This window comes from Sulfitobacter sp. SH24, assembly GCF_965641895.1.
GTDB lineage: Bacteria > Pseudomonadota > Alphaproteobacteria > Rhodobacterales > Rhodobacteraceae > Sulfitobacter > Sulfitobacter dubius.
In genome coordinates this window covers 743,536-765,152 of the sequence record NZ_OZ282575.1, presented here as the reverse complement: position 1 = coordinate 765,152, position 21,617 = coordinate 743,536, and the positions used below count along the sequence as shown (strand labels likewise).

The 21,617-nt window shown below is 56.2% G+C and carries 21 protein-coding genes; 3 read left to right on the top strand and 18 right to left on the bottom strand.

Translation table 11 applies throughout. The features are described 5' to 3' along the window. Positions 1 to 259 precede the first annotated feature (259 nt). The 7 genes from ACSQ16_RS06260 to ACSQ16_RS06230 all read right to left on the bottom strand — a co-directional run bounded on the left by ACSQ16_RS06260 (position 260) and on the right by ACSQ16_RS06230 (position 7,950). Positions 260 to 1,183 carry a 2-hydroxyacid dehydrogenase gene (locus tag ACSQ16_RS06260; RefSeq protein ID WP_243261300.1) on the bottom strand — a complete coding sequence of 308 codons (924 nt, stop codon included), beginning with the start codon at positions 1,181 to 1,183 and terminating at the stop codon, positions 260 to 262. A 23-nt stretch (positions 1,184 to 1,206) separates the two neighbouring features. Continuing rightward, positions 1,207 to 1,974: an SDR family NAD(P)-dependent oxidoreductase gene (locus tag ACSQ16_RS06255; RefSeq protein ID WP_243261301.1), complete on the bottom strand. Its 768-nt coding sequence runs from the start codon at positions 1,972 to 1,974 to the stop codon at positions 1,207 to 1,209. Beyond that, positions 1,971 to 2,876, bottom strand: coding sequence for an NAD(P)-dependent oxidoreductase (locus tag ACSQ16_RS06250; RefSeq protein ID WP_243261302.1), 906 nt, complete (start codon positions 2,874 to 2,876; stop codon positions 1,971 to 1,973). The genes ACSQ16_RS06255 and ACSQ16_RS06250 overlap by 4 nt, the downstream gene beginning before the upstream one ends. After that, positions 2,873 to 4,585, bottom strand: a complete 1,713-nt coding sequence (gene ilvD, locus ACSQ16_RS06245) for a dihydroxy-acid dehydratase (protein ID WP_093928284.1) — start codon at positions 4,583 to 4,585, stop codon at positions 2,873 to 2,875. The genes ACSQ16_RS06250 and ilvD overlap by 4 nt, the downstream gene beginning before the upstream one ends. 48 nt (positions 4,586 to 4,633) lie before the next feature. Continuing rightward, on the bottom strand, positions 4,634 to 6,259 hold the full coding sequence (locus ACSQ16_RS06240) for a TRAP transporter large permease (RefSeq protein ID WP_243261303.1): 1,626 nt from the start codon (positions 6,257 to 6,259) through the stop codon (positions 4,634 to 4,636). Continuing rightward, positions 6,256 to 6,807 carry a TRAP transporter small permease subunit gene (locus ACSQ16_RS06235; protein WP_093928282.1) on the bottom strand — a complete coding sequence of 184 codons (552 nt, stop codon included), beginning with the start codon at positions 6,805 to 6,807 and terminating at the stop codon, positions 6,256 to 6,258. Before ACSQ16_RS06235 ends, ACSQ16_RS06240 begins: the two co-directional genes overlap by 4 nt. 63 nt (positions 6,808 to 6,870) lie before the next feature. Beyond that, positions 6,871 to 7,950, bottom strand: a complete 1,080-nt coding sequence (locus tag ACSQ16_RS06230; RefSeq protein WP_243261304.1) for a TRAP transporter substrate-binding protein — start codon at positions 7,948 to 7,950, stop codon at positions 6,871 to 6,873. A gap of 198 nt (positions 7,951 to 8,148) precedes the next feature. On the opposite strand from ACSQ16_RS06230, the gene ACSQ16_RS06225 reads away from it, so the two are divergent. Together ACSQ16_RS06225 and rlmF are read left to right on the top strand one after the other, a co-directional pair. Further along, positions 8,149 to 9,129 carry a LysR family transcriptional regulator gene (locus ACSQ16_RS06225; RefSeq protein WP_093928280.1) on the top strand — a complete coding sequence of 327 codons (981 nt, stop codon included), beginning with the start codon at positions 8,149 to 8,151 and terminating at the stop codon, positions 9,127 to 9,129. A gap of 126 nt (positions 9,130 to 9,255) precedes the next feature. Continuing rightward, positions 9,256 to 10,161: a 23S rRNA (adenine(1618)-N(6))-methyltransferase RlmF gene (rlmF, locus tag ACSQ16_RS06220; protein ID WP_243261305.1), complete on the top strand. Its 906-nt coding sequence runs from the start codon at positions 9,256 to 9,258 to the stop codon at positions 10,159 to 10,161. A gap of 108 nt (positions 10,162 to 10,269) precedes the next feature. Here rlmF and ACSQ16_RS06215 read toward each other — a convergent pair whose 3' ends face one another. The 9 genes from ACSQ16_RS06215 to ACSQ16_RS06175 form a co-directional block, all read right to left on the bottom strand. Beyond that, positions 10,270 to 10,971, bottom strand: coding sequence for an ABC transporter ATP-binding protein (locus tag ACSQ16_RS06215; protein WP_093928278.1), 702 nt, complete (start codon positions 10,969 to 10,971; stop codon positions 10,270 to 10,272). Continuing rightward, positions 10,968 to 11,714 (bottom strand): ABC transporter ATP-binding protein, encoded by a 747-nt coding sequence (locus tag ACSQ16_RS06210; protein ID WP_243261306.1) that lies wholly within the window; start codon positions 11,712 to 11,714, stop codon positions 10,968 to 10,970. Before ACSQ16_RS06210 ends, ACSQ16_RS06215 begins: the two co-directional genes overlap by 4 nt. Further along, a complete protein-coding gene (locus tag ACSQ16_RS06205; RefSeq protein WP_317405800.1) occupies positions 11,711 to 12,661 on the bottom strand; it encodes a branched-chain amino acid ABC transporter permease in 951 nt (316 codons plus the stop codon). The genes ACSQ16_RS06210 and ACSQ16_RS06205 overlap by 4 nt, the downstream gene beginning before the upstream one ends. Continuing rightward, the gene (locus ACSQ16_RS06200; protein WP_093928276.1) at positions 12,658 to 13,584 is read right to left on the bottom strand and encodes a branched-chain amino acid ABC transporter permease; all 927 of its coding nucleotides are present in this window, start codon (positions 13,582 to 13,584) and stop codon (positions 12,658 to 12,660) included. The genes ACSQ16_RS06205 and ACSQ16_RS06200 overlap by 4 nt, the downstream gene beginning before the upstream one ends. A gap of 73 nt (positions 13,585 to 13,657) precedes the next feature. Continuing rightward, positions 13,658 to 14,827, bottom strand: coding sequence for an ABC transporter substrate-binding protein (locus ACSQ16_RS06195; protein ID WP_243261308.1), 1,170 nt, complete (start codon positions 14,825 to 14,827; stop codon positions 13,658 to 13,660). 92 nt (positions 14,828 to 14,919) lie between these two features. Beyond that, positions 14,920 to 16,164: a flavin-dependent oxidoreductase gene (locus ACSQ16_RS06190; RefSeq protein ID WP_243261309.1), complete on the bottom strand. Its 1,245-nt coding sequence runs from the start codon at positions 16,162 to 16,164 to the stop codon at positions 14,920 to 14,922. Continuing rightward, on the bottom strand, positions 16,161 to 16,631 hold the full coding sequence (locus tag ACSQ16_RS06185; RefSeq protein WP_093928273.1) for a cupin domain-containing protein: 471 nt from the start codon (positions 16,629 to 16,631) through the stop codon (positions 16,161 to 16,163). The genes ACSQ16_RS06190 and ACSQ16_RS06185 overlap by 4 nt, the downstream gene beginning before the upstream one ends. After that, the gene (locus ACSQ16_RS06180; protein ID WP_317405797.1) at positions 16,628 to 17,461 is read right to left on the bottom strand and encodes an alpha/beta hydrolase; all 834 of its coding nucleotides are present in this window, start codon (positions 17,459 to 17,461) and stop codon (positions 16,628 to 16,630) included. Before ACSQ16_RS06180 ends, ACSQ16_RS06185 begins: the two co-directional genes overlap by 4 nt. Before the next feature lie 12 nt (positions 17,462 to 17,473). Beyond that, complete coding sequence (locus ACSQ16_RS06175) at positions 17,474 to 17,923, bottom strand: cupin domain-containing protein (protein WP_243261311.1); 450 nt, start codon at positions 17,921 to 17,923, stop codon at positions 17,474 to 17,476. Between the two features lie 157 nt (positions 17,924 to 18,080). Here ACSQ16_RS06175 and ACSQ16_RS06170 point away from each other — a divergent pair, with 157 nt between their 5' ends. Further along, positions 18,081 to 19,058 carry an AraC family transcriptional regulator gene (locus ACSQ16_RS06170; protein ID WP_243261312.1) on the top strand — a complete coding sequence of 326 codons (978 nt, stop codon included), beginning with the start codon at positions 18,081 to 18,083 and terminating at the stop codon, positions 19,056 to 19,058. A 418-nt stretch (positions 19,059 to 19,476) separates the two neighbouring features. Here the strand turns inward: ACSQ16_RS06170 and ACSQ16_RS06165 are convergent, their stop codons facing one another. Both ACSQ16_RS06165 and ACSQ16_RS06160 read right to left on the bottom strand, forming a co-directional pair. Continuing rightward, a complete protein-coding gene (locus tag ACSQ16_RS06165) occupies positions 19,477 to 20,847 on the bottom strand; it encodes a sensor histidine kinase (RefSeq protein ID WP_093928269.1) in 1,371 nt (456 codons plus the stop codon). Continuing rightward, positions 20,844 to 21,515, bottom strand: a complete 672-nt coding sequence (locus ACSQ16_RS06160) for a response regulator transcription factor (protein ID WP_243261314.1) — start codon at positions 21,513 to 21,515, stop codon at positions 20,844 to 20,846. Before ACSQ16_RS06160 ends, ACSQ16_RS06165 begins: the two co-directional genes overlap by 4 nt. Positions 21,516 to 21,617: the final 102 nt, after the last annotated feature.

Sequence of the window (21,617 nt, the reverse complement as noted above, 5' to 3'; positions counted from 1 at the left end):
TATGTGGATTAACGGCTGCCAACGATCTGGTCCAACGCACGCTGGCGCAGCATGGTCTTGCCGGGCAGGCTGCGCCTATGGAGGGTGCAAGCGTAGCGGCTATGCAGAGATGCTGTCGAAACTCGGGGCCTCAGGTCCAACGCTCCGCACCTCGCAGGCGAACGTCCCCAAGGGGGCTGCCTTTCGTCTGATACATACACCTGCTCGGCAGGCAGTCGGGCCGTTCTAATGCCAGTCTAACGGGCGGTTCTCTTGCCGTTTATCCGCCCTCATGTTCAGGCACTTTTGTAAGCATCGTGCCGTCGTGCTGGTGTTGAATGATGTTGTCCACAGCAAGTTGCCCCATCGCCAATCGGGTCTCCACCGTCGCGCTGCCGACATGGGGCAGCAACACTGTGTTCGACAGGTTTTTCAATGCCTGTGGAATGGCAGGCTCAGTCTCAAAAACATCCAAACCGGCCCAGCCCAACTTACCCGTCTCCAAGGCCTCGATAAGGGCCGCTTCATCCACAACTGAACCACGACTGACGTTCACCAAGGTGCCTTGAGGACCCAAAGCCGCGAGGACATCGGCATTCACGATGCCTTTGGTTCCTACGCCACCGGGGGTTACACATATCAGGACATCACAATCCGCAGCCATTTCCACCACATCACGATAATACTTGTAGGCCACGTCTTTTTCGTTGCGCGAGTGGTAGACGATAGTTGGGTTCCACGGGGCGAGTTTGTCAGCGATCGCCTGCCCGATCCGCCCCAATCCTAGGATACCGATGGTCTGATTGTCAGGGGAACGCGTCAGTGGCGCTGCCCCCAAAGCCTCCCAATCTCCCGAACGCGCCCATGCATCATCGCGCAAGGCCTCTCGGTAACACATCAACATCAGCATGACGGCGGTCGTCGCCACGTCTGAATTCAGGACATTGGGTGTGTGCGATACCATAACGCCTTGCGCGATCGCAGCATCGATGTCGATGGCGTCGTATCCCACGCCATAATTGCTAATCGCCTTGAGATTAGGCAACGTCTCCATCGTTGCACGTGGGATACCAACGCTACCACTGGTGAGAACATGCGTGATCTTTTCCGCTGGATAGTCATCAGCCTTATGAATGGTAAATACCTGCGCAAGCTGTTTGCGCATATCGTCTGTAACGTTCGTGAGCAGAAGAAGATCAGACATAATGTTCCTTACGATTTTGGGACTTAGCTATCGCCATTCAAATGCAGCCCACTGTCGAGCGACAACACAGAGCCGGTCATCAGCCGCGCACCGGTAGACAGCCAGAACACATCTGCGGCTACATCTTCAGGCTGGCCGACCATCTGCAAAGGTGCCCGCGCCTCTTGCAACTCAACCCGCGCGTCAAACACCTGCTTGTCCATACGTTCGACAAATCCGCCAGCAATCAACGCCGGGCAAACGGCATTTACCCTAACCTTGGGTGCCAACACCCGTGCCAAGGACATGGTCAACGTGTTGGTTGCCCCTTTTGATGCTGCATAGGCAATCGAGGATCCAGTGCCCCAAATCGCACCGTAGGACGAGACGATGACCACGCTACCGCCCTCCCCCGCTTTGAGCGCTTCCGCACAGGCCCGCACGATCTGAAATGGACCCGCTGTATTCACCGCTGCGGTCTTCATGAAATCATCCATGGTCAGCGCATCGAGGTCACCATGCGGAACCAACCGTGTCGTCCCAGCCGAGGAGACAAGGGCGTCGATCCGGCCAAAGGTCTTCGTGGCAAGTGCAGCCAGTCCTCTGCAATCATCGTCTTTGGTAACGTCCGATTGCAACGAGATTGATTGAACGTTCCTTCCTTTGGCCTCTTCCGCCAAGGCATCAGCGGCGGCTTTCTCACTGTCGAGAAGGTAGCTGAGGACGACGTTCCAACCGTTCTGCATGAAGTACTGAGAGCAGGCCCGTCCAATCCCCGAAGCGCCCCCCGTGATCACAACTGTTTTCGTCATTTTGGCTCTCCTTCGTCGGAATGGGCAATCGCGTCTTCATAGAGACAGACCAAGGCAGAGAGGTCGGCCTCTGGCGACACAGAAAGGTGTTCGCCTGCCCGGTCATATACGGCACGCGCTGCGTCGGTCAGCGGCACGTCAGCGCCTATTTCCGCCGCCAATGATTGTGCGAGCCCCACATCCTTGCGCATCAATTCGATTGCGCCCAACCGAGGCGTAAAGGTTCGAGTTGCCATACGAGGGCCGAAAATACGCAAAGGAGCAGAATCCGCGAAACCACCTGCGAGCGCCGGAGCAAGAGCAGCGACGTCTACGCCCGCCTTACGCGCGAAGGCTGTCGTTTCAGCGATGGCGATGACATTTGCTGCAACGATCATTTGGTTGCAGATTTTTGTTACCTGCCCGCTACCCGACGCGCCCATATGTGTCACCCGCGCCGAAACTGCGTCCAACAGAGGCCCAAGCGCGTTGATACCCTCTGCCGTTCCGCCAGCGAAAACGATCAACTCGCCCTTTTGCGCGGCCTCGACACCGCCGCTTACCGGGGCGTCGACCCACGCGACACCCAGCTTGGCTGCGCGCTCGGCAAAGATCCGCGATGCATCTGCCGCGCCGGTTGAGAAGTCGGCAATCGCGCGCGCTTTGATCGTAGGTGCTGAAAACAGACCATCGGCACCAAAGGCAATGGTTTCCACAACATCATGAGAAGAAACGCAAATCCCGATAATAGCTGCCTTCTCCATAACCTCAGCGGGCGACGCGGCGGCGATTGCGCCTTTCGCGGCCAATGTAGCCAGCGGGGTCGGAGATCTATTCCAAGCGACAACATCGTGACCCGCTGCCAAAAGGCACTGGGCCATCGGCAGCCCCATGTCACCCAACCCTACAAAGCCGATCTTCATCCAATCGGATCCTTCTCCCACACGACATTGCCACTATGGGTGACTGCCCCTTTATCGGCAGGCCCAACCGTGGCTGCGTATTTCTCAAGCAATCCGCCTTTGGCAATTGTTGGACGCTCAACGCGCTCCTTTCGGCGTTGGGCAAGGGTTTCATCATCCACCTGCATGGCAAGGGTGCAAACCCCCGCGTTCGCATCGATGTCGATGATGTCTCCGTCTTTTAGCAGCCCCACGGGGCCATCGCTTGCCGCCTCTGGGCAGACATAGCCGATGCACATCCCGCGGGTCGCCCCAGAGAAGCGGCCGTCAGTGATCAATGCGACTTTTTCACCGTTGCCCTGCCCATAAATCAACGCGGTAATGCCCAGCATCTCGCGCATACCCGGCCCACCGCGCGGCCCTTCGTTACGGATCACGATCACGTCGCCTTCGGCGTAATCCAGCGTTCGGATCGCTTTCAAACAGTCCTCTTCACATTCGAATACCCGCGCCGGGCCGCTGTGGACGAGCTTTTTCAGACCTGCAACCTTCAGCAATGCACCATCCGGCGCCAGATTCCCCTTAAGCACAACAACCCCGCCAGTCGGTGCAATGGCTTTTGCGGTGGGACGAACGACTTCGCCATCAGGCTTTGGGGTTTCGCAAAGCTCTTCGGCGATGGTCTTGCCCGTGATCGACAGGCAATCACCATGCAAAAACCCGCCATCCAACAGAGATTTAAAGATCGCAGGCGCGCCCCCCGCATAGAATACGTCCCGCGCCAGAAAGCGACCGCCCGGCTTAAGGTCCGCGATCAGCGGCGTGCGGGCAAATACCTCGGCAACATCATCAAGGTGAAACGCAATGCCCGCCTCATGCGCGATCGCCGGGATATGCAGCGCGGCGTTGGTTGACCCGCCTGTCGCCGCAACCACGGCGCAGGCGTTCTCAAGCGATTTGCGGGTGACCAGATCCCGCGGCAAAGGCGCGTCGCCCTTCACGGCCTGCATCAACACTTTGCCCGCACGGCGGGCCAGCGGCGCACGCGCGGCATAGACCGCAGGGACCATCGACGAGCCCATCAGTGCAAAGCCCAATATCTCTGAAACCATACCCATCGTATTCGCCGTAAACTGCCCCGCGCATGCGCCTGAGGTGGGCAGACAACTGCGGGTCATCTGATCCAGTTCTTCTTCGGTCGCCTCGCCTGCCAGAACTTTGCCAATCGTCTCATAGGTATCGACGATATTGACATCTTTGCCGCCTATTTGACCGGGCAGTGACGACCCGCCATACAAAAACAACGACGGCACATTGCAGCGAGTCATTCCCATCATCAGGCCCGGCATGTTCTTATCACAGCCGCCAATGCCAAAAATGCCGTCCCACTGGTGGCCGCGCACCGTTGCCTCAACACTATCGGCGATCAGATCGCGCGAGATGAGCGAGAACCGCATGCCGGAATGCGCTACGCTAAGGCCATCCGACACCGAGACCACGGGACACTCATGCGGCGTGCCCCCCGCTGCGAACACACCGGTCTTCGCGTGCTGTGCCTGATCGCGCAAACTGGTGTTGCACGGGCTCATATCGCCACCGGTATGGATCACCGCTACATGCGGGTTCGAGATATCCTCATCGTCCAGACCAAGCGCATAGAGAAAGCTGCGTGTGGTGCTGCGGATGATGCCATCACGGATGGTTTCTGAGCGAAAGCGCGGCGTTTTCATGAACGGTGTCCTAGGAAATTAGAGTGTTTGGAAGAGATGGCGGAGCGATCAACTCGTCAAAAGCGCAGGCAGCCATGTGGCCAAATCGCTCCACCAAAGGACCACAGCCAGAATGACGATCTGGATCACGACAAAGGGAATGATGCCGCGATAGATATCTCCGGTGGTCACCTCTTTGGGGGCGACAGCGCGCAGATAGAACAGTGCAAATCCGAACGGCGGTGTCAGGAACGATGTCTGCAAGTTCAACCCCATTACAACGGCAATCCAGACCGGATGAAACAATACCGACCCATCTGCCCCACTGAAGGAGAAAAGCACTGGCGCCATAATCGGGGTGACGACGAAAACGATCTCTAGGAAATCGAGGAAGAACCCCAACAGGAACATGATCAACAGCATGCTGCCCAATGCAATCCACGGCCCGCCGGGGAGACCTGTGAAGAACTCATTAACCGTTTCCTCACCACCAAGACCGCGGAACGCGAGGTTAAAGACCTGCGCGCCGATATAGATGGCAAAAACCATGACCGACATATGCAACGAGGCGCGCAGAATAGACGTGAGGACAGACGGCTCATCCGCTGTTTTCGACAGCCAGATCCGCCAAAGGCTTACAGCACTGCCCCAAGTGAAGGCGATCAAGCCAAGAGAGACAATAGCGATGTTGATCTTATCACCTGAGGTGATCGTAGATTTTGCGAGGCGCAGATCAAAGTTCAACACGAAGTAGACAACGATGATCGCGCCGATAACGGCCACCAACTGCGGCAGCGAAGATCGATCCGACAGGCGTTGCCCCGCCAGCAGGATCGCACCAATAGATCCGATTGAGGCAGCCTCGGTCGGGGTGGCGACACCGAAAAGGATGGAGCCCAACACAGCAACAATCAGCAAAAGCGGCGGGGCCAGCAGCAGCAAAACAGGACCAAGCGATACCTTTTCCCCCTCGGCCACCACACTTGGCGCGCGGTGCGGAGCGAAAAGAGCCACGCAAAGGATATAGAGCACATAAGCACCGACAAGGATCAGCCCGGGCAAAAGGGCACCCGCAAAAATATCGCCGACCGAAACCGGATCGGGTGCCCAATCCCCAGCATTGCGGCGCGCGGTGATATAGGCGTTCGACAGCACATCGCCGAGAATGATCAAAACCAGCGATGGGGGAATGATCTGCCCCAGCGTGCCAGATGCAGCGATAATGCCTGTTGATAGGCGTTTGTCGTAATTGGCTTTCAGCATGGTAGGCAGTGAAATCAGGCCCATCGTGACGACCGTCGCGCCCACGATACCGGTGGAGGCCGCCAGCAACATCCCGACAATAGCGACAGAGATACCAAGGCCACCGGGCAAGCGACCAAAGATTTTGGCCATTGAGCTCAGCAAATCTGCGGCGACGCCGCTACGCTCCAATGTCACGCCCATGAACACAAATAGCGGAACCGCGACGAGCACTTCGTTTGTTTCGTCCATCAGCCCGAAGATGCGGCCGAACAAGGCCCGAAGGAATGAAAGGTCGCCCCCTGCGAAAAAGCCGACCTGAAAAACAGCGCCCAGCACTGAAAAGAGCAAACCAACACCGGCCAGCGTAAAGGCAACCGGGAAACCGCGAAGGAGCAAGACAATCGCCACCGGGAACATCAAAAGGTCAAGATGTGCTATCAATCCGCTCACAGTTCATCACTCACTTCATAAATCGGGTCGCTTGAGCGCCCTGTCAGACGCAAGAAGGCTTTGATCATCGTCGAGAGGGCTTGCGCGGAAACGAGCACGCAGAAAACGAGCGATAACGCCTTGAGAACATAGCGGAACGGAATGCCATTGGGTTCGAGCGACCCTTCCTTGACCGCCCAAGCGCCGACAACGTTGGGCAGCGCAGACCAGCCAATCACCAAGCAAAGCGGCAACACGAACAGCAGGCTGCCAAAAAATTCGGTTAGATCCTGCACACGTGGGCTGGCTTTGTCATACAGAATATCAACGCGGACGTTCTTGTTCCAAAGCATCGCATATGCGGTGCCCAGCAGAATGGTCATACCATGCAGGTAGACCACCCCCTCCTGAAACCACACTGCGGGAATGCCAAACAGCGTCGACGTCGAGAAAACGTAGCGGGCGATGACGACGGCAAACTGCAAGATCACCATCAACAAAATGCCCCAGCAAATCACGCGCCCGGTAAGGTCGTTCACCGCATCAATCGCGGCGGCAATCTGTTTCATGAGGTTGTCCTTTTCGCCACGAAGGCGGGCCGCAATTGCGCCCCGCCGATGCGTTCCTAAAGATTAGATGCCCCAGGCGCGGGCACGGTCAGCGTACATCTGACCTTCCAGAAGCTTGCCGCAGAACACGGCCTGCTTGAGGTACTCGACATAAGGCCCGTGAATCTTTTCGGACATCTCATCACCGTCTGGGTAGGCTTCCATCACCTCGACCGAAGCCTTACCCAATGCGTCAACGACGTCATCGGGGAATACTGACGGTGTCACGCCTTCTGCGATCAACTGCTGCAAGGCGACAACGTTGTTATAGGCGAAGGCCGAAGTCGTCTCATCCGCGACAGCAGAAATGACCGATTCAACAATGACCTTTTGCGCGGGTGTGAATTCTTCCCACACGTCCTTACGCACGATACATTCCAGACCCGCGCCCGTTTCGTGTGGGGCTGGCATATAATAATGCGGGGCGACCTTAGCCAATCCCAGAGCCTTGTCGTTCCAAGGCCCAACAAACTCCGCCCCATCGACGACGCCGGATTGCAAAGCGGGAAAAATTTCGCCTGTGGGCAAATTCACCGAGGACACCCCGATCTTTTGCATGATCGCACCCCCCAATCCAGCGATGCGCATCTTCAAGCCCTGCATGTCATCCAGCGAATTGATCGGCTTTTTGAACCACCCACCGGCCTGCGCCATTGAGCTACCCGCCCAGAATGGTTTGAGGTTGAACGGCCCATAGGCCTCATTCCACAGTTCCTGTCCGCCACCATAGCGGATCCAGCCTGCAAGTTCGCCCGCAGAAAGGCCGTAGGGCATGTTGGTATAATACATTGACGCTTTGATCTTGCCGGCGGCGAAATAGGGCGACGTATGACCCATCTCTGCGGCACCGGTAGATACTGCATCGTTCACGCCGTAAGGGGGCACCAATTCGCCGCCGCCAAAATATTCAACCGTCAGCGCGCCGTCCGTAGCGGCGGTAACCTGCTTGGCAATATTTTCAGCAGCATGTCCAAGCCCGGGAAACCCGCGTGGGAATGTCCCAACCAGCTTTAGGACACGCTTGTTCTGCGCCACAGCTGGCGCGGCAAGTGTTAAGGCGGCAGCGCCAAATGCGGCACCAGACAATACTGTTCTGCGTTTCATTGGTGATCATCCTCCCTGATGTGAACAAGGGAGATACGGTCGCGCACCAACCTCGTCGCACGCACCATAGGTCGAACTGATTTAGTTCCGCAATACGGAATATTTTTAATTTTGAGTTTCACTTTCTGCAACAGTTGAGGCAAACATAGCCTTCTCTGCTGCGGCCCTTTCGCAGCTTTCGTTAGGTGAGGCCTTCGCATGGTAACGTTGAAACAGTTGGAAGCGCTCTATTGGATCGGCCGTTTAGGAAGCTTTGAGGCCGCCGCACGGCACTTGCAGACATCGCAGTCAACCATCACCCGGCGCATCCAAGACTTCGAACAGGTGACCGGAGCCGCCTTGTTTGATCGAACTACCCGTGTTCCAACCCTATCCCGTCGGGGCCAAGAAGCCTGCCTGCAGGCCGCAGGCATCCTGGAAAGCACCGATCAGTTGGTGGCGGGTTTGTCCTCGCCCGAGATGATCGCGCGCCGTGTCTCTATTGGCGTCACCGAACTCTCCTCCTTCAGCTGGATCCCCGACTTTATGCGTAGGGTTCACGCCACTTTTCCAAGGCTCGAACTAGACCTTCGGGTGGGGTCCGCCTTTAAGTTGCGCCAGATGCTTGTCGAGAACGAGCTTGATCTCGTGGTGGTTCCTTCCGCGCTTTACCCGCCGGGCTTTACCCTTGAAACGGTTGGCTCCTTAACGACATCGTTTTGCGCGGCACGGGGGGAATTCCCGCAAGACACCCCCCTGAACTCAGACCTCCTGACCGGGACGCCCCTGATCGCGCAGGAAAATACCCTTTTTGATCAGGTCGTAGCGCGCAGCCCCCGCGCAGAAGGCACTGACCTAGGTGGTGTCATCGTCGCGGACGGCCTGCTGGCAATGATCGCCTTAGTAACTTCGAATTATGGTATTTCCGTACTGCCTGATTTCATACTTGATACGGCCCCATTCTCTGCGGCAGTCAGCCGCATTTCGCCAGATCTGAAGCCCGACCCGTTGGCCTATGTGGTTGCGTACTCAGAAAGCACGCGCAGCCCGGCCGTGTTGGCCCTGATTGAACTAATTCAAGAGACGTGCCGGTTTGACCAATTCTTTGCCGGAATCGCACCGGGCGAGCCGCAGGGTCTTGGGTCATCGCCAATAGAACAGGGTGATAGTGAATTGGGTGACGCACCAAAACAGCTCTAGGCATCGCCGGTCGTTCTCGGCTTCTGTCGATATAGCAGGTTAGAAATTTACACTTCGCGGATGAAAGCTTAAGCCTGAGAAACTGCCTGAAGGGCCATGTCCTCCACACTTTAACAAAGGCGTCCCATGGCCAGCAAAGCGAAGCTCCACCCCCGGAATCAACACTTAGAAGGATATGATTTCAAGCGTTTGGTCGCACAGACACCTGAGCTTGAGCCCTTCATAATCAATAGTCCTGTTGGTCGGCCGACGATAAATTTTCAGAACCCGATGGCTGTTCGGACGCTCAATCAGGCGTTGTTAAGGACGCATTATAGTATCAAATCTTGGGATATCCCCGCCGGCTATCTTTGCCCTCCAATACCAGGCCGCGTGGACTACATCCACCATCTCGCAGACTTGCTTACCGACGGAGATGAAAACGTGGTCCTGCCGCAGGGGCGGCATATCAGGGTGTTGGACATCGGCACCGGTGCAAGCTTGGTGTACCCCCTAACGGGCCAGAGCGAGTATGGTTGGCATTTTACTGGCGTCGATGTAGACGCAGGCGCCATCAAATCGGCACGCCAAATTTGCGAATCTAACGGGTTGGACATCGACCTTAGGCTACAGACGAACCCCGAGAATATCTTTCGCGGTGTGATCCAGCCCGACGATGCTTTTCATGTCACCATGTGCAACCCACCGTTCCACGGGTCTAAAGAACAAGCCAAGAAGGGGACTCAACGCAAGTGGGCAGGCCTTGGCAAAGGGCGCTCGGCAAAACTCAATTTCGGTGGTCGCGATGCTGAACTTTGGTACCCGGGTGGCGAGATAAAGTTTATCGCCCGCATGGTTAATGAGAGCACGGAGTTCGCCAAACAGTGTCTTTGGTTTACCACATTGGTATCAAAGAAAGACAACCTCCAGCCGCTCCATCGAATTCTAGGAAAAGCCAAGGTCGCTGAATACAAAGTCGTCGAAATGGCACAGGGGCAAAAAACAAGTCGCTTTATCGCTTGGACCTACATCAAGAAGAAGCAACGCACCTGACCTGCCCCCCCCCGCTGGTCCCTCATTCATAACGAGAGTATGCGGGTTTGGTTTTGAGAGTTTGAGGTTCCGGATTGAGCGAGCGCGGTAGCCACGGAGCCCGTCCATTCACAAATGCAAGAACTGCTCCACGTGATCCCGCTCCTTATGAAAAGCAGGTGAATCGCCTTTCCAGACGATCTCCCCTTTTTCGATGACGAAATAGCGATCAGAAATCCGAGAGAGCTCGTCGAGGTTTTTATCAATCAATAAAATCGACAGGCCGTCCTTTTTCAACCTGCCCAACATTGACCAGATCTCCTCGCGGATAAGCGGTGCCAAACCTTCGGTTGCTTCGTCAAGAATAAGCAGTTTAGGATTGGTCATCAACGCGCGCCCGATGGCCAGCATCTGCTGTTCCCCACCTGACAATTGAAACCCAAGGTTATTCACCCGCTGGCTCAAGCGGGGAAAGGCATCATAAACGCGTTCTTGCGTCCAACCATCAGCAATGGGACGGGCGGTGGCACGCAGGTTCTCGGCTACCGTGAGGGAAGGAAAAATGTGGCGACCCTCAGGCACCAGCCCCACACCCGCTTGCGCGATCTGGTAGGGGGCAGCGCCGATCATGTCTTTTTGCGCAATGGTGATCTGCCCCTTAAAAGGTTTGAGCAAGCCCATCAGGCAGCGAATGGTTGTAGTTTTTCCCATGCCATTGCGCCCCATAAGGGTGCTGACCTGACCTTCGGTGATGTCCAGATCGACGCCCGACAGGATCTGCGTATTGCCGTATCCTGCATGCAGATTCTCAATATTAACCAGCGTGTTCATTTCCCGGCTTCTCCCAAATAGGCCGCGCGCGCGACGGGATCGGCGCGCACTTCATCAGGTGTGCCTTGGGCCACAATACTGCCATCAACCAACACCGAAACCGTATCGGCCAACTGAAAAATCGCATCCATATCATGCTCCACCATAAGCATCGGAAGCGATCCGCGCAGGCTGGCCAAGAGGGCAACCAATGCGACACCTTCTGCCCGGCCAAGCCCGGCCATTGGTTCATCTAGCAGCAGAAACTTCGGCTTTCCCGCAAGCGCAATTGCCAGCTCCAGTAGACGCAACTCCCCATGCGACAGATCCATCGCCGGGATGTTGGCGCGGTGTTCAAGCCCGACACGCTGCAAGGTGGCAAGGGCAAATTCGTTGAGTGCAGTTTCGCGCGCGGCATTGCGGAAAAACCGCAAGCTCGATCCCGATTTGGCCTGCGCGGCAATGGCGGTGTTTTCCAACGCGGTAAAGCTGGGCAAAACTGTTGTAATCTGGAACGTGCGGCCCAGTCCGGCTTGTACCCGCCGCGAAACGGACAAGTGCGAAATCTCTTGGCCATCCATCAAGATATTGCCGGAATCCGAGCGTAACCCCCCCGAGATCTGGTGGATCAGCGTCGTCTTTCCCGCGCCGTTTGGACCGATCAGTGCATGACACTGACCAGTACCAATGCTGATTGAAATGTCTCGGCTGACCGTCAATGCACCAAAGCTTTTGTTCAGGTTGCGTATTTCCAAACTGCTCATGCTGCGCGCCCCTTTGCGTCTTTAGACACAAACAAGTCAGCGATACCGCCTTTTGCAAATAGCACCATGAGCACCAAAACAGGGCCATAGATTAGCCGCCATTCATGGACAAACGAGCCGAGCACTTCTTCGATAATCACGATAAAAAACGCGCCAAGGATCGCGCCATTGCGGCTGCCCAGCCCACCCAGAACCACGACCACAATCAAATCCCCCGAACGCTGCCATGTGGCAAGTGCAGGGCTAACAAATTCGGCGTGCTGCACCAGCAATAGGCCTGAGACACCGGCAATCATGGCGGCAATCAGATAGGCAATGAGGCGATAGCGGGTCACGGCATATCCCATCACCTCCGCTCGTTCAGGATTGTCCCGCGCCGCGCGCAGTACCCGGCCAAACCGCGAGCGGCTGATCTGGAAAACGCCCCACCACGTTGCAAAAAGCGTCCCGAGAACGAGAAAATAAAGCCCGCTACCACTTTGCACAATATTGCTGCCAAACAGGGTCGCCAGCGACCACAGGGTAAGACCGTCATCACCGCCATAGGCCGCAAGGGAGGTCAGCGTAAAATAGGTCATTTGCCCGAACGCGAGTGTGATCATCAGGAAATAAACCCCGCTGGTGCGCAGCGCGAGGCTGCCCGTAACCAAGGCAACAAAACACGTCACAGCAAGCGCAATGACCAGCAGCAAAAGGATATTTTCAATTCCATTTTCCAGCCCGATCGCCGTCGCATAGGCACCAACACCAACAAAGGCCGCATGCCCCAAGCTGACCATTCCGCCATGCCCGATCAGCAGATCAAGCGAGATGGCGGCAATGGCAAGCAGCATCGCTTTGATGATCAATCCGATCAGATACTCTGACCCGAACAAAGGCAGCAAAAAGGGCATCAACAGCAACAGACCAAATAGGATCGCCGCAAAAACCAGTGAACGATCCATCATGCGACCCCTTTGGCAGGCAACAGCCCTTTTGGACGGAACACAAGGATCGCAGCCATCAGGATGTAGATCAGCATCGACGCCAAGGCTGGCCCGATCTGGTTGGCAAATGACGGTGAAAACAAGGTTGAGAGGATTTCGGTCGCGAAACTGCGCCCGAGTGTGTCGATCAACCCGACGAGTAGCGCAGCAATGAATGCGCCGCCAATTGACCCGATCCCGCCGATGATGATGACAACAAAGGTCACGATGAGAATGTTGTCGCCCATGCCCGGCTCGATCGCGAATATCGGCGCGGCGATGACGCCTGCGAAGCCGGCCAGCATGGCGCCCACCCCAAACACGATCATAAACAGACGCTGGATGTTCACCCCAAGCGCGGAAACCATTTCAGCCGAGGTAGCCCCGGCGCGGATCAACATGCCGATGCGCGTGTAACTGATGGTAAAATAAAGCACTGCCGCCACAGCAAGCCCCGCAATGATGGTGGCAAAGCGGTAGACCGGATAGCGCAGCGTTTCTGTCAACTGAATGGAACCCGCCAGAAATTCAGGCGGCGCGACAGACAAGGTGGCCGGCCCAAAAACAACCTTGGCCAATTCGTTAAGAAAAATGATGATGCCGAATGTTGCCAGCACCTGATCTAGGTGGCTGCGGGTGTAGAGGTGCCGGAAGACAAAAAATTCTAGTAATAGGCCAAATATCAACGCGGTGCCGAGCGACAAGAACACTGCAACAATAAAGCTGCCAGTCAATTGCACATAGGCATAGACCAGATATGCGCCGACCATATATTGCACCCCATGGGCCAGATTGATGAAACCCATCACGCCAAACACAAGCGTCAGCCCCGCTGCAATCAAAAACAACAGCATGCCGTATTGAAGGCCGTTCAGGCACAGAATTAGAAACAGTGTCGTAGACATCAAAACGTGCCTTTTAGATTAGAGAGAAAATGCCTGGCCCATATAGCCAGGCACCCTTTTGAGATATCAAAAGTTACATTTTGCAGTCTTGGTGGAAGCTATCGGGGTAATCTTCGGCGATAGTGCGCACAAAAGAGGTTTGGTAATTGCCATCATCCCGTTTGATCACGTTCAACATGTGAAAATCCTGAACCGGATAGTGGTTATTGTTGAACGAAAAATCGCCGCGCAGGGAGGTGAAATCAGCCTCTTTGAGGGCTGCGCGCACCGCATCTTTATCGCTTAGGTCGCCGCCGGTTTTGGCAACGGCACTGTCGATAAGGCTGGCTGCATCGTAGGCCTGCATCGCGTAAGAGCCCGGCACATAGCCGTATTTCGCTTCAAACGCAGAAACAAAGGCGGTGTTTGCGTCATTGGCCAGATCCGGCGCCCATGAACCTGCCGCAAGGAACCCAACAGCCGCATCTTTCTGCCCCGGCAATGTTGTTTCATCTGTGGTGAAAACGGACATGAATTTTGTATTTTCAGACAGGCCCGCATTGGCGAACTGATTGACCAAACGCACACCCATGCCGCCGGGCATAAAGGTAAAGACCGCATCAGCGTCCGAAGTGGAAATCCGCGCCAGTTCAGCCGAGAAATCTTGATGCCCCAGCGGCGTGAAAACCTCGTCAGTGACTGTGCCTTTAAAGGTTTGTTTGAAACCTTCGATATTGTCTCGGCCCGCCTGATAGTTGGGAACCATGGTAAAGACACTCTCGAACCCTTCTTCATTGGCGATCATGCCGCTGATTTCTGCGTTCTGGTTGTTCTGATAAGACGTCACAAAGAAATAGGGGTTACAATTGCGCCCCGCAAAGGTCGACGGGCCCGCATTTGGGCTGACCAAGAACGTCTCTGATTGCACAACAGGCTTGAAAATCGCCTGAAGCATGTTTGAAAACACGGTACCGACGACAAAATCGACCTCATCGCGTTCAACAAGTGAGGTGGCTTTGAGCAGAGCCACATCTGGCTTGAGTTCATCGTCTTCGACGATCAGTTCGATTTTCTGGCCGCCCAACATGCCGTCTTTTTCGTCCAGCGCAAGCTGGAACCCATCAACGATCTGCTGCCCGAGCGCTGCGGGAGGGCCGGAAAGTGTTACGACCATCCCAATTTTAATGTCTTCGGCAAGGGCCATCGACCCTAGCGCCGTGCTCATCGCAAGACTCGTTGTCAGATATTTAAGATGTTTCTTCATGTTCGTTTCTCCCTGGTTTGCCCCTTGTTATTTTTCGGGGCTTAATTGTTCCGGCTTTATGCGAGCCAGTCTTACATCCTTATCGCGTTTTTTCAGCCACCATTCCCTGGCTGTTGAGCAGAGAAGCCTGCCATTGTTGCATAGCCTTTGACGATGCTCTCTCTGTCGGCAACACTCAAGATATCATTGATGTTATCAAAACCTGCAGGCTTGAGTCGCTCAACTTCATCAATCACCCGCTCCGGGCCTCCGATGCGGTTTGTCCTCACAATTTCGGCGGTCTTGGGCAAACGTTCCAACTCATAGCGGTACAAAGCTTCGCGCGGGTGTTCGGCTTTTGCCAGTTGATCCGCCAGACAGCGCGCATCCAAAATCGCCTGCGCGGCACCATTTGATCCGACCGGATACATCGGATGCGCAGCATCCCCGAGCAGGGTCACGCGCCCATGCGTCCAACGCGGCAACGGATCGCGGTCCGCCATTGGATATTCAAAAATTGAACCGCTTGCTTGCACAAGCGCCTCAACGTCCATTCCCGGCACGTGAAAGCGCTTTGCATAGGGCAGCACCTTTGCCAACGGTGCCATTTTCGACCAACTTTCAGGCGGCGGTGGGGAAACACTTGCATCTGCCATGCGGATGTTCACCACCCAGTTCATCAGCTGACGGCCATCCTTGGCTGGTGCAATCGGATAAAGAACAAGTTTACCCCCCAGCCCGCCAGCAATCGCCATTGTCTCCCCGTCCTCCCAAACCGGCCATTCAGCGGCGCCGCGCCACATGACCACCCCCGCCCAGCTGGGAGGGCCTTCGCTTGGGTAAAATTGGCGGCGTCCCACACTGTGAATGCCGTCTGCACAGATAAGCACTTCGCCACGCAACGTGCGCGAAGAACACCCGTCATGCGCATCTGTGAAATGCGCGCTGACACCTGCATCATCTTGCACGAAACCAGCCAGACGCAGCCCTGTTTGTACCGCCTCCGGCCCCATACGTTCGATCACCGCATCGAGCAGCAGTTTTTGCAACCTCCCGCGATGGATCGAAAACTGGGGGTGCTCATGACCTGCATGTATGCCGCGCAATTCGCGCCACACTTCTTGGCCCGTTCGGGTAAGATAACGCAGCTCGCGCGTGCGCAGCCCCACCTCGTCCAGCCGTGACAACAGACCAAGCTCGGTAAGCTCGGCGATTGAATGAGGCAAGGTGTTGATGCCAACACCCACTTCGCGCACCTGTGTGGCCTGCTCGATCACCTGTGATTTGATGCCGCGCTGGTGCAACATCAGCGCGGCGGTCAGCCCGCCAATGCCAGCGCCTGCAATCAGTATAGTCATGCGCTATCTCCCTCCTCGTCGGGGGGCGGCAGGAAATCAATCGCATGGGCCGCTGACACCGCAACAACATCCGCTGGATTGGCGTCAGGGCCCAAATTGTTCAATGCCCAGAACAGATCATAAAGCCGTAAGGACGGGGTCACCCAGAACAATGTTTTGACCGCACTAGGCGTCTTGTTGAAGATGCCATGCGGAATACCGCGCGGGAGTTTTACAAGGTCACCCGGCTCGGCGATCATTTCCAAGCCATCAAGCAGGATATCAAATTTACCCTCAAGAATATAAAGGAATTCATCCTGTTCGGGGTGGATGTGAGGCGGCACAAATGTCCCCGGCGGCAATGTTGCATGCCATGAAAAACAATCCTCCGTCAGTTGCTTGGGAACGTAAATCTGTCCAAGGATATTCCAACGAATAGCATCCATACTGTCTTGGGATTTAACAATGCCAGCTTCCATTTCTGTCATGTGTCGGTTCCTTTAAGTTTTGCGCTGCCTAAGAAAGCGTCAGTAATTGGCGTGTTTGGCAGTTTGAGGCCCTCAAGAACTGTAAAGTGATTATGCGAGCCCTCTATCTGATGCCGCGCTGCGACGCCCAGACCTTGCCACATCATGGGCAATAGACTGGTCTGCCGGATGAATTCAGGCCGCTCGCCCCCGCCCACCCAGCAGGTCAACGTACCCGCGCAAACGGGATCACGCAGCACGGCACTTTCGGCGCGCGCCTCCTGTGCATCAAGTTTCAGCGTTTCATTCATCTTCGTGTGCATCAAAGGGCGCAAATCATGGAGCCCGCTGATCGACAACGTATGCTCAATGCGCGCCTGCACTTCCGGCTCGAGGGGGCAGTCATTGCACAGCATCCGCGTCGCCAGATGCCCGCCCGCTGAATGCCCGGCCAGATGGATCGGCCCGTCCACGCGCGCGGCAGCCACGGTAATCGCCCGGCCAATTTCGCGGGTAATCTGCGCAATTCGGGCCTGCGGGGTTAATGTATAGCTAGGGATGCACACAGCCCACCCCGCAACGCGCATTCCTTCCGCAAAGTCCGTCCAGTGAGATTTATTCAAGCGCATCCAAAATCCGCCATGCACAAAAACTGCAAGACCTTTCGGAGCGCCGTCGGGCCAGACGATATCAAGCTTCTGACGTGGCTCATCGCCGTAAGGGATGTCTTCCTCTAGCCGCCGATCCGACAATTCCGCGCGATAACTTGCGGCGCGGTTTGCCCAAAAATCCGGCAACAAATGAGAATTTTCCACATATGCCATATTGGCAAAAGCATCATCCCAATCCATTGACTGCATTGTTTAACCCTGCTCTGGCGCATCAGGGGGCGGCAGGAAATCGACCTCATACAGCGCCGAAATCCGCACCAGTTCCGCAGGATCAGTGACACCGTCCAACTCTATAAAAAGCTCGTAAAGCTTACGGGAGGGGGCCACCCCAAAGATGCAGTTGGCAGGCTTGCCAGAGCGGTTGAATATGCCATGCGCTTCGCCGCGGGGCATTTTTATCGTGTCGCCCGGCCCGGCTTTATGCAGCTCCGACCCAAACTCAACTTCAAGGTCACCCTCAAGCACATAGATCCATTCATCTTGATGGGGATGGATGTGTGGGGGCACAAAACTGTCGGCAGGAAGCGCGGCATGCCAAACAAATGTCTCCTCGCTATAGAGCTTTGGAACATAGGTTTGCCCTACGACATTCCAGCTATGATCGTTCAATCCACGATTGGCTTTAGTGACAGCGTTTTTCATCTTGATACCCCGTTTTGGTGAAACTTTTTACAGACACTGCACCAGAAGGTGCCAAACCGGTTATCCAGAAAACGAACGTAAGTTTGCGCCGGATGCTTTAAGCTTGAAATAACCATGGTTCTCTCTAGCCTGCATCTAAGGAGTATAACCGATCATCATGTCACTGCACCGCCAGTCATACTTTTCAAACCATCCTGTCTTGCGCACGCGCGATCTTGACGAGGCGCGCTTTAAAGTGTCGCAAAGGTTCTGCGATCACCGGTTGGATGTGAGCAATCGCAATTCACAGCTTTCAGTGACCCACAACGCAGTGCGCGGGCAGCATTTATCGGTGAATTATCTATCTTACGGAGCCGAGGTCACCGTTGATCCGGGCGAATTGGGCTCTTTCTATTTGTTCCAGATGCCATTGTCGGGCAAAGCCAGCGTTGCGCACCGGGGCGACGAGATGACTGCGCATGTCGGCGTAGGGACGATTTTGAACCCTGACCGCTCTGCGCTTTTGCGGTGGGGGGAAAGCTGTCAAAAGCTCTTGTTCCAGATCGATAGTGCACATCTTGAGACCGTTGCCCGCAATCTCACAGGGGCACCGCCTCCCGGCCCGATCCGCTTTGATATGAAGGTCGATTTCACACGACCCAACGGTAAAAAACTGCAACGCGCCTTTGCCGCATGCGCGGCTGCGATTGAAAACGGCGGGCTGTTTCAGCGCCCCCTTTCGGGCAGTGACCTGCAGGTTGAGCACGATTTGGTTTATGCGTTACTGACACTCCAACGGAGCAATATTTCTCATATAATTGCCCGATCCGACGGCGGCACCAGACCCCGCGACATCCGCCATGCCCTCGAGTTCATGCATGCCAACCTAGCCGAACAGATCACAGTGCTTGATATCGCAGCCGCTGCCGAAGTGAATGTCCGTACGCTGCAAAAATCGTTTCTGCGGGTTTTCCAAAAGACACCGATGCAGGTCTTGCGCGACACCCGATTGGACGCGGCGCATTACCTGCTCCATGCCCGGCGTGACGTGCCCAGCGTTTCCGAAGCCGCCTATTCTTGCGGCTTCTCGCACATGGGTCGCTTTGCATCCTACTACCGCACTCGATTTGGCCACACGCCTTGTAAGCGCATGTGAACTGGGACGCGCAGTCAGTGACCGCTGGGAGGGAAACACAGCGCATTCCCTAGCCCTGTCCGCCGTCAAGGTTTTGGGGACCAATGGCGGCCGACACTAAGAGAGAGTTCGGCTCATCTGATTGGTTTGACTATGCGGGGCGTTGTCTGTGATGCAAGCGCCGCGTTTCGAGCGTCTTACGTTTAATCCTTTCCCCAAGTTTAGAACGGCTTTGTCGCACCATCGAAACTCTGTCGCCTTGCCGCTCCCTATGCGCCGCTTGCAGACCACAAACCGAATTGCATGAAACTAAATACCTGCAAGCAAGCGAATTTGATTTAGAACGGAAAGTCTGCACCAAACCACGATGCGGTCGACAGGATCGATGCATTTGACCTATGTAACTGAGTACACGGATTAGAGCAGCGCGCAGTTTGTATCAGGGCTTTGCGACCGGCGACACCAACGGAACTTTCAACCGCACGACCAACCCCCGATCCTGCGGCAACAGCTCGACGTCACCACCGTGACGGCGCAGAACATCCTGAACGATGGCAAGCCCAAGCCCGCTGCCCTCCCCTTCGCTCAATTGACCGAACCGTTGAAACGCGGCCTGCGTGCTGTCTTTGGGGATGCCGATGCCGTCATCTTGTACGGTCAGCACCGCATACCCCGTCTCGGCCACGGTGCTCACGCGGATCGCGGAGAGGCCTGGACCCCCATGGGACAGCGCGTTTTCAACTAGATTGGTGATCGCCTCACCCAGCAGCACGCTATCACCATTCACCGGTAACGGGGCAGGATATGGCTCGAAGCCAAAGCCAATGTCCCGCGACAGGACCGTCGGGGCAAAGTCACTGCAGACTTCGGCAGCGACAGCGTTGAGCTCTAGCGCGTCGAATGTTGGTGCCTCGTCGTAACGCAACCGTTCAAGAGACAACAACTGATTGGCGAGCCGCGCCGATTTACGTGCGGCGGCAATCAATTCGCGTTCGCGCAGGCGACGCTCTTGCGGGTCGCTGACATCCGGCAAAACCTCGGCCAATGACAAAAGTGCGGAGGCGGGGTTGCGCAGCTGATGCGCCGCGTTGGAGATAAAGACCTGATGGTCCTCAATGCTCTGGCGCACCTGCCCGAAAAGCCGGTTCAATGTGGCGACAATACCAAAGACTTCAGCCGGGACCGGGCGGCGGATATCGCGCAGGTCATCGGGGGATCGGTGTTGGATCGCATCTTGCAAATCGTTCAAGGGGCGCAGGCCGATCTTCACCCCGAACCAGACCACCAAAGCAAGGGCCGCCATCAGACTGGCGATTAACGCCGCCGCGCGGCGCGCCAAGGCGGCGGCGAAAGCATTGCGATCACTGTCCCTTTGCCAGACCGTGACAATCGTATCGTCCGTCAGGTTGCCGATGGTCGTGCTCTCTCGCATCCGCAAAACCCGCACAGGCTCGCCCCGATACTCAGCCATCGTGTAGTTCAGCATCTCCTCGCCCGTTCGGCCGCCGGAAACGGGCGGATAGGCATAGCCGGTGATGTAAATGCCCCCGGGACCCGTGACGTGGTAAAAAAGCTCACCGCCCCCGGCATCCGAGACGAAATCCCGCGTGCTGGGCGAAAGCGCATCCCCACCAGAAATCGCCACATCGCGTGAGATCGCCAAAGCTGCGGCCAGCAGGCTACGGTCAAACAGGGTTTCAGAGGTGCGCTGCGCCACTTCGAAGCGCCAAAACCCCAGAACGATCGAAAGCAGCAGCAGCGGCGGCAGGATCAACATGAAAAGCCGAGAGCGCAGCGACATCGAGGTCATGCGCTGTCGACTTCAAGCATATAGCCCAGCCCACGGGCGGCTTTGATGCGGATGCCGAAGGGCTCCAACCGTTTGCGAAGACGCGACACATGCGGTTCGATGGCACTGTCTTCCTGCTCGGCCCCGGTGCCGTAGACATGGGTGATCAACTGGGATTTCGACACGATCCTCCCGCGCCTCTCCAGCAGGCATTCAAGCGTCGCCAGTTCTTTGCGGGGGAAGGCCAGTGGCTGTTCATCCTTCAGCAATTGGCGGTTGGTTCGGTCAAAGACCAAGGGGCCGAGCGCGTCGCGGGCGGCGAACTCAAGGTTTTTGCGCCGCGCCATGGCCCGCAGCCGGGCCTCTAGCTCATCCATCTCGAAGGGCTTGGTTAGATAATCATCGGCCCCGGCATCCAGCCCTGCTACTCGCTCTGAAGTCTCCGCCCGCGCGGTCAGCAGGATCACCGGCGTGCCATCGCCACGGCGGCGCAGCCGGGTCAGAACCTCCAGCCCGTCGCAACCGGGCAGATTGCAATCCAGTACGATCAAGTCTGCCCCCTCATGGCGCAGAAAAGCATCCGCGTCTTCCCCATCGTGCAGCAGGTCCACCGCATGGCCGCGATCGCGCAGGCGATGGGCAATTCCTTGAGCAAGGGCCTCATTGTCTTCGATGACTGCTATGCGCATGATTAAAACTTAATCCTGATGCGCAAGTTTCGCGCAAGGTTGGAAAGGCAGTGTGCCCGTGTTGGAGGAGGGATTCGTTCCCTAAAACAAATCCGAACGACG